The sequence below is a fragment of the Aeromicrobium sp. PE09-221 genome (assembly GCF_002174305.1).
Taxonomy (GTDB): Bacteria; Actinomycetota; Actinomycetes; order Propionibacteriales; family Nocardioidaceae; genus Aeromicrobium.
Genome location: NZ_MIJB01000021.1, coordinates 16,944 through 30,077, shown reverse-complemented (window position 1 = coordinate 30,077; position 13,134 = coordinate 16,944). Strand labels below are relative to the sequence as shown.

Annotated in this window: 10 protein-coding genes and 1 riboswitch; of the genes, 3 read left to right on the top strand and 7 right to left on the bottom strand. The window is 69.3% G+C overall.

What is annotated here, in order from left to right; genetic code table 11:
• Positions 1 to 165 precede the first annotated feature (165 nt).
• Positions 166 to 275, top strand: a riboswitch (TPP riboswitch).
• The 3 genes from BHE97_RS11420 to BHE97_RS11410 all read left to right on the top strand — a co-directional run bounded on the left by BHE97_RS11420 (position 265) and on the right by BHE97_RS11410 (position 3,175).
• Positions 265 to 876, top strand: coding sequence for an ECF transporter S component (locus BHE97_RS11420; protein ID WP_087624171.1), 612 nt, complete (start codon positions 265 to 267; stop codon positions 874 to 876). Its footprint overlaps the riboswitch before it by 11 nt.
• Positions 877 to 2,250, top strand: coding sequence for an ATP-binding cassette domain-containing protein (locus tag BHE97_RS11415; RefSeq protein WP_087624170.1), 1,374 nt, complete (start codon positions 877 to 879; stop codon positions 2,248 to 2,250). It begins immediately after the preceding gene.
• 223 nt (positions 2,251 to 2,473) lie between these two features.
• Positions 2,474 to 3,175, top strand: coding sequence for an energy-coupling factor transporter transmembrane component T (locus BHE97_RS11410; protein ID WP_236757654.1), 702 nt, complete (start codon positions 2,474 to 2,476; stop codon positions 3,173 to 3,175).
• Positions 3,176 to 3,195: 20 nt separating this feature from the next.
• On the opposite strand, the gene BHE97_RS11405 is transcribed toward BHE97_RS11410, so the two are convergent.
• The 7 genes from BHE97_RS11405 to BHE97_RS11375 form a co-directional block, all read right to left on the bottom strand.
• On the bottom strand, positions 3,196 to 5,307 hold the full coding sequence (locus BHE97_RS11405) for a hypothetical protein (protein WP_140400113.1): 2,112 nt from the start codon (positions 5,305 to 5,307) through the stop codon (positions 3,196 to 3,198).
• 23 nt (positions 5,308 to 5,330) lie between these two features.
• Entirely contained in the window at positions 5,331 to 5,771 is a 441-nt protein-coding gene (locus BHE97_RS11400; RefSeq protein WP_140400110.1) for a hypothetical protein, read from the bottom strand.
• Between the two features lie 125 nt (positions 5,772 to 5,896).
• Positions 5,897 to 7,531: an RCC1 domain-containing protein gene (locus BHE97_RS11395; protein ID WP_087624166.1), complete on the bottom strand. Its 1,635-nt coding sequence runs from the start codon at positions 7,529 to 7,531 to the stop codon at positions 5,897 to 5,899.
• A complete protein-coding gene (locus tag BHE97_RS11390; RefSeq protein WP_087624165.1) occupies positions 7,528 to 8,151 on the bottom strand; it encodes an LPXTG cell wall anchor domain-containing protein in 624 nt (207 codons plus the stop codon). The genes BHE97_RS11395 and BHE97_RS11390 overlap by 4 nt, the downstream gene beginning before the upstream one ends.
• A complete protein-coding gene (locus tag BHE97_RS11385) occupies positions 8,148 to 9,635 on the bottom strand; it encodes a hypothetical protein (RefSeq protein WP_140400108.1) in 1,488 nt (495 codons plus the stop codon). The genes BHE97_RS11390 and BHE97_RS11385 overlap by 4 nt, the downstream gene beginning before the upstream one ends.
• Positions 9,636 to 9,645: 10 nt before the next feature.
• A complete protein-coding gene (locus tag BHE97_RS11380) occupies positions 9,646 to 10,263 on the bottom strand; it encodes a hypothetical protein (RefSeq protein WP_140400106.1) in 618 nt (205 codons plus the stop codon).
• Positions 10,264 to 10,422: 159 nt separating this feature from the next.
• A complete protein-coding gene (locus BHE97_RS11375) occupies positions 10,423 to 13,068 on the bottom strand; it encodes a LuxR C-terminal-related transcriptional regulator (protein WP_170931379.1) in 2,646 nt (881 codons plus the stop codon).
• Between the last annotated feature and the right edge of the window lie 66 nt (positions 13,069 to 13,134).

The window sequence follows — 13,134 nt, the reverse complement described above, 5'->3', positions numbered from 1 at the left end:
GATGCGTCAGGGTCGCTGGGGTGACCCGAATGCATCGAGTTTCGAGCTGGTGGGGACGAATGAAGATGCGTTGGGGTCGCCATGGCAGCCCCAACGCATCATCATCCGGCGCGCGATGCGAGAAGCGCACGCCCGCGTACCGGACGTGGCCGTGTACGGTGGGTGGCACAACGACAGGGGAGCGCCAAGCAGAGGGCGCTGAGAGTGCGGAGAAGCCGCAGACCCTTGAACCTGCTCCGGTTAGCACCGGCGAAGGGAGTCACGATGAGTTCTGCAACCCGTTCATCGACCGATCTGCGGTACCGCACGATCGATCTGGTCACCATCGCCACCCTGGGCGTCGCCTTCGGCGTCGTCTTCTGGGCGTGGGGCAAGCTCTATGAGCCGATCAGCAATCTCGCGCTGTTCGCCTTCCCGCCGTCCTCGGCCTTCCTCGGTGGCGTCTGGCTGCTCGCGGGTGTCGTCGGCGGCCTGATCATCCGCAAGCCCGGTGCTGCCTTCGCGACCGAGTTCATCGCGGCCGCCGTCTCGGCGATCATCGTCGGCGGTACGCAGTGGGGGTTCGGCGTCTTCGCCGCGGGCTTCTTCCAGGGGCTCGGTGCCGAGCTGATCTTCCTGCTGTTCTTCTACCGCCGCTTCGGGATCGGTGTCGCCGTCCTCGCCGGGGCGATGGCCGCTGCTTTCGAGTCGGTCTACGAGTGGTTCTCCTACTACGCCGACTGGGATTTCGGCTACAAGCTCGCGCATCTGGGCTTCTTCGTCGCCTCGGGTGTGCTGGTGGCCGGTGTGGGCGGCTGGGCCTTGACGCGTGCCTTCGCCAAGGCGGGTGTGCTCGACTCCTTCGCCGCGGGACGCGAGCACACCGTCGAGGTCTAGGTGAGCCGCGGGGCCGCGCGCTTCCGCGGATTCTCCTGGCGCCCGGTGGGGCGAAAGCACGCGACGATCGCCGGCGTCGACCTGGACATCCGGGCGGGGGAGCGCGTGCTCATGGTCGGGTCGAGCGGCAGCGGGAAGTCGACCCTGCTGCATGCGCTGGCCGGAGCGCTCGGCACGACGATCTCCGGGGAGGCGACCGGTGAGGTCGAGGTCGACGGACGGCTCGGGCTCGTGCTGCAGAATCCGGCGGATGCGATCGTCGCTGAGCGGATCGGTCGTGACGTGGCTTTCGGGCCGGAGAACCTGGGTCTGCCCCGTCGCGAGACCTGGCGTCGAGTCGATGCCGCCCTCGCGGCGGTTGGACTGTCGTACGGGCGGGATCGGTTCACCTCGGCGCTGTCGGGCGGCGAGCAGCAGCGACTCGTGCTCGCCGGGGTGCTCGCCATCGAGCCGGACCTCGTGCTGCTCGACGAGCCGACCTCGATGCTCGACTCCGCCACGGCGAGTCAGGTACGCGATGCGGTCGTCGGCGCCCTCGGCGGACGGACCTTGCTCGTGGTGGAGCACCGCTTCGAGCCGTGGCTCGACCATGTGGATCGCATCATCGTTCTGGCTCCCGGGGGCACCATCGCCTTCGACGGATCGGTGGAGGCCTTTCTCGCATCGGGTGGCGTCCCGGGTCTCTGGATGCCCGGCGCGCCGCCACCCGAACCTCTGGACGTCCCTCTCGATCTGGTGAAGCCGTCCGCCGATCCCGAGCCGGTGGTGGCCCGTGACTTGACGGTCGAGCTGGTGACGCGGACGATCCGCGGGTCCCGGCGTTCGACGGCCTTGAGCGGTTTCGACGCGCGGATGGATCCCGGCAGGGTGCTGGCGGTGAAGGGTCCGAGCGGGTCCGGCAAGTCGACGGCCCTCATGGCCATGACGGGGTTGGTACGGCCGGCCACCGGCACGGTCACGCCCGATCTCAGTCGTCTCCGCTCGCGCGACCTGGCCCGGGGGATGGGCTGGGTGCCGCAGAATCCCGAGCTGGGCTTCCTGACCACCTCGGTGCGTGAGGAGGTGGCGAGGACGGCGACGGGGCTTGGGGTATCGGTCGATGTCGACGCGCTGCTCGAGCTCGTCGGGCTGGCGCATCTCGGCCCCGCGCATCCCTATCGGCTGTCCGGTGGCGAGCAGCGGAGGCTGGCGATGATCAGTGCGCTCGCTCACCGACCGGGGCTGGTGGCGCTCGATGAGCCGACGGTGGGCCAGGATCGCGACACCTGGGCGATGGTGGCCGGCTGGTACACGGCAGCCGCCCGAGCCGGCGCCGCGGTCGCCCTCGCGACCCACGATCCAGACGCTCCCCGCGACGTGGAGGTGGTCCTGTGACCGCCCTCGCCCGTCCCTGGGAGACGAAGGATGTGACTCGATGGTTGTTATCGCAACCGCAGAGTCACATCTTCCGCTCCGCGACGGAGCATGTGACTCGGTGGTTGTCCTGGCGACCGTCAAATCACATCCTGCGTGAGCTCGCGATGGAAGATGTGACTCGCGGGTCGCTATGGCGACCACGGAAGCACATCTTCCGTTCCCCGGCGCGGAGGCGGGGGAGGTGAGGGACTGGGTGACGCGGGTCAACCCGCTGGTACTGCTCGCCGTGGGCGCGTGCTCGCTGGTCGGCTCGTTCGCGATTCGCTCGCTGCCGATCGCGCTCGCCGCAGTCGGAGCCTACGCGGTGGCGGCGTTGCTGCTGTTGCCCACCTGGCGCTATCCGCTGCTGTGCCTGGCGTTCTCGGGTTTCGCTGCGGTGACGATCGTGTACTCGACGTGGCGGCTCGGCGGACAGGACACCGAGACCGCCGTGGTCGCGGGTCTGCGCATCCTCGTGCTCGCCTGGCCGGGCTCGGTGGTCGTCGGCTTCCTCGATCCGGGACGTCTCGGCGACTACGCCGCTCAGACGCTTCGGCTGCCGGCGCGGCCGGTGGCGGCGTTCTCGGCGGCGCTCCAGCGGTTCGCCGGATTCGCGCAGACCTGGACTGACCTGGAGCGCACTCGTCGCGCTCGCGGAGTCGCCCCAGGTCGCAGTCCGATCGCGATGACCCGCTACAGCGGATCGATGGGATTCGCGCTGCTGGTGCAGGCGCTGCGCGGCGCGTCATCGTCCTCGATCGCGATGGACGCCCGCGGCTTCGCCTCAGCCGCGACCCGCACCTGGGCCGAACCCGCCATCTGGACCAGACTCGACTTCGTCGGCCTGTCCCTCGCCGTCGTTCTCGGAGCCCTGCCGATCATGCTCTTCTTCTCCGGGCTGTGAGCCGTGCGAGATGTTTCACCTCAGACATCCTGACGAACCGGATCCGGCGTTGGCCGGAAACGGAACCAGGCCCACACCGCTATAGAGACGATTCCGAAAGCCCCGAATACCACGCTCCACAGCAGCGTCTGTTCGTTCGCCTCCACCCAGGAGTCGGGCAGAGGCGCCACGATGAGACAGAAGGCCATCACCGCGACGATGGTCAAGCACCCCCAGACCGTCCTCGACCACGCGGCGATGCTTCGCCCCTCCATGAAGGTGACGGGCAGCAGGGAGATCATGGTGGTCCCGATGCCACCGATGGTGAGGCTGGTGAGGACTTCACGTTGTAGCTGGATCATGAAGCCGCCGGTCTCGGGGTCCAGGGCCGCATATGCGAGCCAGGACACCACCCCGAGGAGGAGGAACCCTGCGCTGATCGCCGCCGATGTCCTTCCCGCGCGGGCCCGGTCCAGACCCCTCAGCGCCACGACCGAGAGCAACAGCCCGAACAGTAGACCTGGGCGGAGGTCGAATACCCGCGAGGCAAGCACGCTGGCCGCAGCGATGATCAGGAATGCCGGCATCGCCCTCAGCCGAGTCGGGCTGCCGTAGCGGCCGTGCAAGATCACCCAGGACATCACAACTGCACCGACATTCATGATCGTCATCGAGAACAGGGTTGCCAGGAACAGGCGGATGACGACGGCGCCGCTCGCCGGGCCGGACTCGGAGAGAGTCGCCAGTGCCGCTCCCGCGGCCAGGACGCCTGCAATTCCCGTCCACTGACGGGAGGGTCCCGTCCATCTCGAGCTCGACCCGGTCCAGAGGCGACGCAGGCCCGTCGTCCAGCCGAAGGCTCGCGCATAGTTCTTCTGGAGTGTGGCGTAGAGCAATTCGGCGGGCAGCGCGACGAAGAAGACGAAGGCCGTAGCGACGGCGCCGGCCGAGACGATGTTCCGCACGAGGTCCTCGGTCAGCGTGGCGGGGGTCCTCAGTGCTGTTCCGTATTCCGTGGGGGTGTCCCAACCGGTCTCGGGACGCTCCGTGCTGTCGCCGACCGCAGCGGCGGGTGCATCCCCGGCTGCCGGCGCCTCATCCGTGCCGGAATCCTCCGTTGAATCCGGGAGAGGGTCCGGCGTGGTGGCGCTGTCGAAGCCCGGGGCCGGTTCGGGTCCCGGTGGAGGCGTGAGCTCCTGAGGCGGGGGCGGGTAGTCGGGCACGGGCGTTGGGTCAGGCGACGTGGGACCAGGCTCCGGCGCGGGTAGTGGCTCCGAGGGCACCGTCGGTGGCGGTGGCGGTTCAAGTGGCGGTGGCGGTTCAGGTGCGCCGATCCGCTCGACGTCGGCCCAGCTGAATCCTGACGGAACGTCGAAGTTGTCCTGAGAGCTGCCCTCGATGGGCACATGCCGGGCACTGAAGGGGTGGATTCCGTTGGTGTCCTCGGGCAGCGCGAAGGTGCAGGACCAGCGTGCCGAGGTCGGGTCGGCGTCGACACAGACGGCGCCGGAATCCGCGGGGGTGTCTCGACGAGAATCCAGTTGTCCGGGGTGCACCTCCACGGCCATGCCGTACTCGCGATCGCCGCTGAGTGTGACGGTTGAGGTGTCGGTGACGATGCGGGTGCTGTCATAGCTCGGAGGGGCAAGGATGCCTGCGTCGACCCACACGATGGTGTCGGGTGTGGTGGAGCCGTCGAGGAAGAGTCGCGCCTCGATCCAGTAGGAGCTCGGCAGGGGGCCGTCCTGGGTGAATGAGTGCGTGCAGCTCCAGGCGATGTCGCCGTTGGCGTCGTTGTCGGAGTCACCGGGGGTCCAGGAGCAGACCTCGAGCTCGGGGGCGTCCAGGACGATCGGCTGGATGTAGACGACGATCCGCGGTACCGCACCGTCGAGGTCGCCGGTGAGCCGTCCGCTGAATTCGATGCTCGGTTGGACGGCCGGATCGTTCGGGGTCAGGTACCCGAGACCGCTCAGCCCAGTGGCGATGCCTTCGGGCTCGTCGAAGAGGAGATCAGCGGCGTAAGCCACTCCGGTCGTCCAGGGAGACAGAATGGCGAACCAGGTCATGAGGGCGATGACAGTGAGCCGGCGGCCTCGGTGTCGGGGGTGTCGTTGCCCGATGAGGCGCCGTTCTCCGTCTCTGTGACTCATGGTCTTCTCCTCTGGGGCGGCGGTCATCTCGGCGTCGAGCGGTCTCGCGTCCGCGTACTGCTGCGCGGCCACCAGAGCAGCGCGGCGGTGCCGGCGACCAGGGCGCCGCGACCGATCGGGTTACTGACCGCGCCGAGCGCGTCGGCTGCCGGTCCGGTGAGTCGGGCGGTGGGGATGGCGTGGACGTCGGTCTGCTCGATCCAGCCGGGGTCGCGGACCGTATTGGCATCGCCTTGCAGACGTGCGACTACCGTGGCACCCCGATCACGGACCTCGACCACGCGATGCGTGTACAGGTCAGGTGGTGTGCCGATCACGAGGATCCGACCGACGTGGAGGTCGTCTCCGGTCGGTGGGCTGGTGATCACGATGTCGCCGGGCAGATAGGTGGGGGCCATGGAGCCTCCGTCGACCGCGATGAGCCGGTGGCCGGTCAGCGCGAACAGATGGGGTCCGGTGAGCACCAGCACTATCGCCGTGATGGCGATCCAACGCGCCTGTGGTCGTACAGCATGCGCGATGCGGGCGAGGATGGCCGTGCGCCGGGAGGATGATGGCGGAGTGGCGTCGACACGCGCTGGTGAGGAAGTCAGGGGCGGTTTCCTTGCATGTGGGCCTCGACCTGGGTTGAAACAGGGGCCTCCCAGCCGGCCTTGGTGTAGGCGAGGCGGTAGGTGACTGGGATGTCGGGGCCGGGGGCGCAGGCCTGTGGCTCGGGGTCGTCGGGGTCTCCGGTGAGCTGCCAGTTCTCCTCCTGACACGTCCAGCGGCCCAGCCCCCCGGCCGCGACGTGAACCTCGACCGGAACGCGGCTCCCGTCGGTGCTGTTGTTGCCGAGTTGTCCGTGGACGTTGTTGCCCCAGCAGTAGGCGTCGCCGGTGGTGGTGAGGGCGCACGTGTGGGTGACGCGGGCGGTGATCGCGGTGACGGGATCGTCGAGCCCGGTGACCTGGACGGGGACGAGGCTGGCGCCATCGGTGCCGTTGCCCAGTTGCCCGTCGCCGTTGTTGCCCCAGCAGTGGGCGGTGTCGGTGGTGGTGAGGGCGCACGTGTGGTACCAGCCGGCGGTGATCGCGGTGACCGGCTCGTCGAGCCCGGTGACCTGGACGGGGACGAGGCTGGCGTCATCGGTGCCGTCGCCGAGTCGCCCGTAGCCCCAGCAGTAGGCGTCGCCGGTGGTGGTGAGGGCGCACGTGTGGGTGAAGCCGGTGGTGATGGCGGTGACCTTGTCGAGCCCGGTGACCTGGACGGGGACGAGGCTGGCGTCATCGGTGCCGTCGCCGAGTCGCCCGTAGCCGTTGTCGCCCCAGCAGTAGACGTCGTCGGTGTCCGTGAGGGCGCACGTGTGGGTCCTGCCGGCGGCGATGGCGGTGACCGGCTCGTCGAGCCCGGTGACCTGGACGGGGACGAGGCTGGCGTCATCGGTGCCGTCGCCGAGTCGCCCGTAGCCGTTGTCGCCCCAGCAGTAGACGTCGCCGGTATCGGTGAGGGCGCACGTGTGGGTGACGCCGGCGGTGATCGCGATGACCGGCTCGTCGAGCCCAGCGACCTGGACGGGGACGAAGCTGTCGGTGGTGGTGCCGTCGCCGAGTTGCCCGAAGCCGTTGTAGCCCCAGCAGTAGACGGTACCGGCGTCGGTGGTGGTGAGGGCGCATGTATGCCAGTCACCGGCGGTGATGGCGATGACGGGATCGTCGAGCCCGGTGACCTGGACGGGGACGAGGCTGGCGTCATCGGTGCCGTCGCCGAGTTGCCCGTAGCGGTTGGAGCCCCAGCAATAGGCGTCGCCGGTCTCGGAGAGGGCGCAGGTCTGGACGCCGCCGGCGGCGATGGCGGTGACGGGTTTGCCGTCGATCTCGGCGGGGGCGGTCAGGTCGTCGGTGAACCCCGTCGTGCCGTCATCATCGACCGTGAGGTCGAGGCCCTCGACCGGGGCGGGGTCGCCGCCGATGGTGCGTTCGATGGTGTAGTCGGGGGCGACGTCGGGACGCACGGCCGGAGTGGCCCAGGACACCTCAGCGGTCCCGCCGGCCGTGCGGGTCGCCTGGGCCCCGTCGACGGCAGGCAGGGTGGCGGTGCCCGCCTGCTGGGTCTCCCCGGAAACGGTGGCAGTGAACACCGCCCCGGTCGTGCCCACACCGGCAGGAACCGCCAGGCTCACGAGCAGGCCGGCCAGCACCACTCGTAGCCGGGTGCGTCGGGTCTGGTGGGCGGGCGTGGTCATGGTGCCTCGGCTGCGGTCAGGACCAGAGTGAGGGGGCTGGTCAGGTTCTGGGCGGTGTCATCGGTGGTCGTGGGCACGGTGACGGTGACGGTGACCGGGGTGCTCTGTCCGGGCTCGAGGGTGACCGGTGCATCGGTGGTGCTCTCGAAAGCGACAGCGACAGTCAAGGCATCGGCGGTGGCGGGGTCCTCGATGGTGGCGGTGCCGGAGACCGAGATCGGAGCGTCGTACTCGTTGGTCACCACGGCATCGATCGCGGGTGCATCGTCACCGGGCAGCAGACGTGCGGCCTGCTCGGTGAACCGGACCTGGTCGACGCTGATCAGGGTGCAGCCGTCGCTGTAGTCCACGCGGGCGTCGCCCGCGGCATGGGCCGACGGTGCAGGAAGGAAGACCGCTGTGCCGGTGGCGATGGCCAGCAGCGCGACCGCGGCCAGAGTCGAGACTCCTCGGCGCCGGCGAGTCGCGAGCACTATGGTCACGCCGCCGACAAGCAGCAGGATCAGCCCGGCAGTCAGGACCCCGGTTGTCAGGGAGGCGCCGGTCTGGGGCAGGGCCGCGACCACCGCCTCGCAGACCTGGGGGTCGCCGGCTGAAGCCGCTGACAGTGCTTGCGTCATTGATCGTCACTCCACATCGTGGTCACGCTGGTATTCGGGGACTCCCAGCCGGCCTTGGTGTAGGCGAGGCGGTAGGCGACTGGGATGTTGGGCCCGGGGGCGCAGGCTTGTGGCTCGGGGTCGTCGGGGTCTCCGATGAGCTGCCAGTCCTCCTGGGCGCACGTCCAGTTCCTTCCGAGCACGCCGATCTCCACATCAACATCGACCGGAACGGCACGATCGATGGTGGTGCCGTCGCCGAGTCGCCCGTAGCCGTTGTAACCCCAGCAGTGGGCGATACCAGCGCTGGTGTCGGTGCTGGCGATGGCGCAGGTGTGGGTATCACCAGCGGTGATGGCGGTGACCGGGTTGTCGAGGCCGGCGACCTCGACGGGCACGGCGCTGCTGGTGGTGGTGTTGTTGCCGAGTTGCCCGTCGCTGTTGTTGCCCCAGCAGTGGGCGATACCAGCGCTGGGGTCGGTGCTGGCGATGGCGCAGGTGTGATAGAGACCGGTGCTGATGGCGGTGACCGGGTTGTCGAGCTCGGCGACCTCGACGGGCACGGCGCTGCTGGTGGTGGTGTTGTTGCCGAGTTGCCCGTCGCTGTTGTTGCCCCAGCAGTGGGCGATACCAGCGCTGGGGTCGGTGCTGGCGATGGCGCAGGTGTGATAGCCGCCGGCGGTGATGGCGGTGACAGGGTCGTCGAGCCCGGTGACGGCGACGGGCGTGCTGCTGTTCTCGGTGCTGTCGTTGCCAAGTTGCCCGTAGAGGTTGTAACCCCAGCAGTGGGCGGTGTTGGTGATGGCGCAGGTGTGGTAAAAGCCGGCGGTGATGGCGGTGACCGGGTTGTCGAGCTCGGCGACCTCGACGGGCACGGCGCTGTTGGTCGTGGTGGTGTTGATTCCGAGCTGCCCGCCGCCGTTGAGGCCCCAGCAGTAGGCGGTGCCAGCGTCGGTGACGGCGCACGTGTGGGCCCAGCCGGCGGTGATGGCGGTGACAGGGTCGTCGAGGCCGGTGACGGCGACGGGCACGGAGCTGTCGGTGGTGGTGTTGCCGAGTTGCCCGTAGGCGTTCCAGCCCCAGCAGTAGGCGCGGGCGTCGGCGATGGCGCACGTGTGGAAGCCCCCGGCGGTGACGGCGGTGACGGGTTTGCCCTCGATCTCGGCGGGGGTGGTCAGGTCGTCGGTGAACCCCGCGGTGGTGCCGCCACTGTCGGCGGTGATGTCGGGGGTCAGGGTCGTGGTGTCGTCGCCGATGGCGCGTTCGATGGTGTAGTCAGGCGCGACGTCGGTGCGCACGATCGGGGTGGTCCAGGAGAGGTCCGCGGTGCCGTCGGGAGTGCGGGTCGCCTGGGCGCCGTCGACGGCGGGCAGGGTGGCGGTCCCGGCCTGCTGGGTCTCGCTGGAGGTGGTGGCGGTGAACACCGCCCCGGCCGTGCCGACACCGGCAGGAACCGCTAGGGCCACAAGCAGGCCGACCAGCACCACCCGCATGCTGGACCGCACCGGGGCGCGCCTAGTCAACGACCCAGCCGGGGGTCGGCTCGGGCACGTTCCGCGCCTGGATCGCCTCGACCTGGATGCTGAACTCGGTGCTCAGGCCCTGGAGTTCATTGTCTGCGTTCTCCGGGAACTGGATCGAGACCTCGACCTCCTGCGTGGCTCCGGCGCTGAGCGGGTCCCCCAGCTGGAAGACACCTGATGGCCAGTCAGCCACTGTCTGGGTCTGCGACTGTTCGCCGACCTCGACCGTCACCTGCAGCACTTCTTCGAGTGCCTCATCGCCGCCCTCGGTGGTCTTGAGCGACACCGCGTAGTAGACGTCCTCGTTCCCCGTGTTGGCCACCTCGATGACTGTCGACTCCGAGTCACCGGGCAACAGGCTGTCGACGTCGATCGGAGCAGACGACGCAACGGTGTCCGCGGCGATCTCGACCGTCGCGGTGCCGACCTGCTGGCCCGCAACCGTGGCCTGCGAGGTGAACAGCGCGCCCGCGGCGAAGATCCCGCCAACCAGCGCGGCGACGCCCGCCAGCACCGCGACGGCGAGCTTGACCCACCGTGCTCGCTCGGTCTGCCGGGGCCGACCTTCCGGCCGGTTCTCGTCGACCATGTCCGCTTCGGGTGTACGCATCGAGATTCTCTCCGCTCGGCCGGCCGGTGCGCCGGCGATGGTGTTCCACGTGCCGCTGGAGCCCGTCCAGGAGATCGGCGCGAGGCCGAGACGGAGTGACGGGAACGGCGCCGGAACTCTGGCTTCCAGCAGCGTAGAGAGCGGGCACCTGTTCGCGCCTCAGTAAGTACTACGTAAACCGACCGCCACAGGCTCCACCAGCCCGACCGATCCGCTGACCGTCAGCCGGTGCCGTGGCCGCGCTCGGAACCCCCCCAGAACGCTCGCGAGGTCCGAACGCGTCCCGACGCCGAGACGCTCGAAGATATTGCCCACGTGCGTGTCGACGGTGCGCACCGACAGCGTCAGACGCTCGGCGATCTCCCGATTCGACAGCCCCGCGCGCACCAGGAGCGCGATCTCGCGCTGGCGCGACGTCAAGTGAGTGACACGACACTCGGGGATCCAGACACCACGCTCGGCGAGACGTCCGGCGAGACGTCCGGCGAGAACCGCGTCGCCCTCCGCGAGCGCCTGCGCATGCGCGACGACGAGCGGGCCGAGTGGCCCCTCAACGCGCCGAGCGGCATGCGTCAGGTGGTCGACCTGCATCCTGGTGGGTCGGTTCGACGCCGCCTCGACCACACAGCGCAGGTGCCTGGCGTGCATCGCCCACAACCACAGGCCCTGGTGGGAACTCCACGCGTCAAGATCGGCACAGCGCTGTGCCGCATCATCCTCGCCGAGAGCGACGGAGGCGGCCGCCACCCTCATCTGGCTGTCGCCGTAGACCACCCGGGACGCCCCGGACTGCGCGGTCTCGTAGTCCCGACGAGCCCGGGTGGCCCCCTCGCGGTCACCCAAAGCCGCCAGACTGTAACTGAGATTGGCCGAAGCCGTCGGACCGAAGCCGGAAGGATCGCGCACGGCGAATCGTGACAAGGCGCCGCGGAACTGCGCCGTCGCCAGGCTCCACTCCCCGCGAGCCGCGTGGTAGCGGCCGTGACCGACCTGGACCACCGCGTCATCGACCTTCGCCATCGGATCGTCGATGTGCGGAGGGTTCATCGCCCCCTCGGGGTCGCCGATCCACAACGCCGCCAGGAAGCGCGTGCCCAGCACCTCCCAGAGGAGCCAGGGGTAGCGCTCGGAGTCCGTCTGCCAGGATCGCAGGGCGTCGTCGGCGAGCCGGAGGGATTCCTCGAGGCGTCCCGCCTGCCCCAGCCCGGCGATCAGTGAACCGAGCATGCTGGCGCGCAGGGCCTGCGGATGATCCTTGCGCTCGGCGAAACGCTCCAGCTCGCCGAGTCCGCGCCGGTAGTCCCCGGCCCAGGCGAGCCGGACCAATCGGTCGACCTGGCGCGCCTGCCACAACGGCGGAGTCGTCAGTTCGACATGCTCGATCGTGGTCAACGCCGCATCGACATCGTCCGCGCCGTACTGCTGCAGATTCGCCACCAGACGGGCATGTCTCCATCGCAACTGCTCGCCCTCCACACCTGCAGGTAGATGCGCGGCGACCACGTCGAGGTCCTCACGTGCGGCGCGGAAATTGCCGGCGAACCGATCCGACTGGGCCCGCGTCATCCTCAGATCGAGGGCGCGCGGATCGGCGGGCTCCAGGTGCGCGAGAGCAGCCTCGGTGAGCCGTCGGACCAATCGCGCATCCGCGAGCTTCGCCGCCGCGCGGGCAGCGGCGATGAGATCCTCCACCGGCGGTGTCACGCCGCAGCTCAGTGCCCAGTCCACGGTAGAGAAGAGGGCTGCCGGATGCGTCACATCCGCGCTTTCGTTCTGTAGACGCTCATACAGGATTCGGCGTCGCCTTGGGGGAACGGTGGCGCGGATGACGTCGACATGCACCGGGTGGACGAGCCGGGCGCGCAGCACGCCGTCATGCTGATCGGCTTCGAGCACCACCAGGCCACGGTCGGTCATCGCCGTCAGCGCGGCGTCTTCGATGGCCCCTGCCAGGAGCTCGATCGCCGTCGGCCCGGCCAGGGCCAGCAAGTCGGCGACATCGCGTTCGGCCGGACTCAACGTCGCGAGTTCAGCTTGGATCAGGTCGGTGAGTCGGCGTCCCACCACGCCGCGGTCGTTCCACACCCAGGCGCCGTCCACCTCGACCATGGCCCCCGCATCGCGCAGCGAACGCACCAGCTCGCGCAGGTAGAGGGGGTTTCCGCCAGTCACCTCCCAGGTCTTCCAGATCGTCTCAAGGGCCACCGGGCCCTGCAGAGCAGTGGTGAGGACCGCCTCCACCTCGTCGTAGGTTAGGCCGGCGACGTCCACCTGGTGCAGGAGGTTCTGCCGCAACAGCGTGCCGACCGCGGCCGGAGGCCCGGGCTGGCGCCGGCAGGTCGCGAGGATCTGGGCGGCCTGGGTCTGCGCGATCTCCGCCACGACCACGGCGGTGACGGCATCGACCAGGTGAAGATCGTCGATCACCAGCAGGGGCCGCCCGGGCAGATCCCGCAGCGCCCGGCGACATCGCTCGATCAGCCGGCCGACCTCATCCACGCCGGGCTCGGGACCGTGTTCGGCACCGATAAGAGGCTCGAGGATGCCCCACGGGGTGGCGATGAGCTTGGCCGGCGTGCGCAGCCAGACAACGGTCTGCTCCGTCGCAGCGCGCTCAAGACCGGTCGTCATCTCGCGGACGAGGGTGGTCTTTCCTACGCCCGGATCTCCGACGATCACCGCGCCGGAGGCCTCATCGAGCGCCTGAACGGCCGCCTCTCGCAGCGGCGAGCGGTCCGCCAACGGCCATCCCGCTGTGGAGATCAGCCTTACCGCGCGTCCTCTGCTCGTTCCGTGCGGGGTCATCACGGCCATCGTAGAAGACGTCGTCACCGGTCCGGAACCGGCCGGTAGCGACCGGTGCCTCTGGAC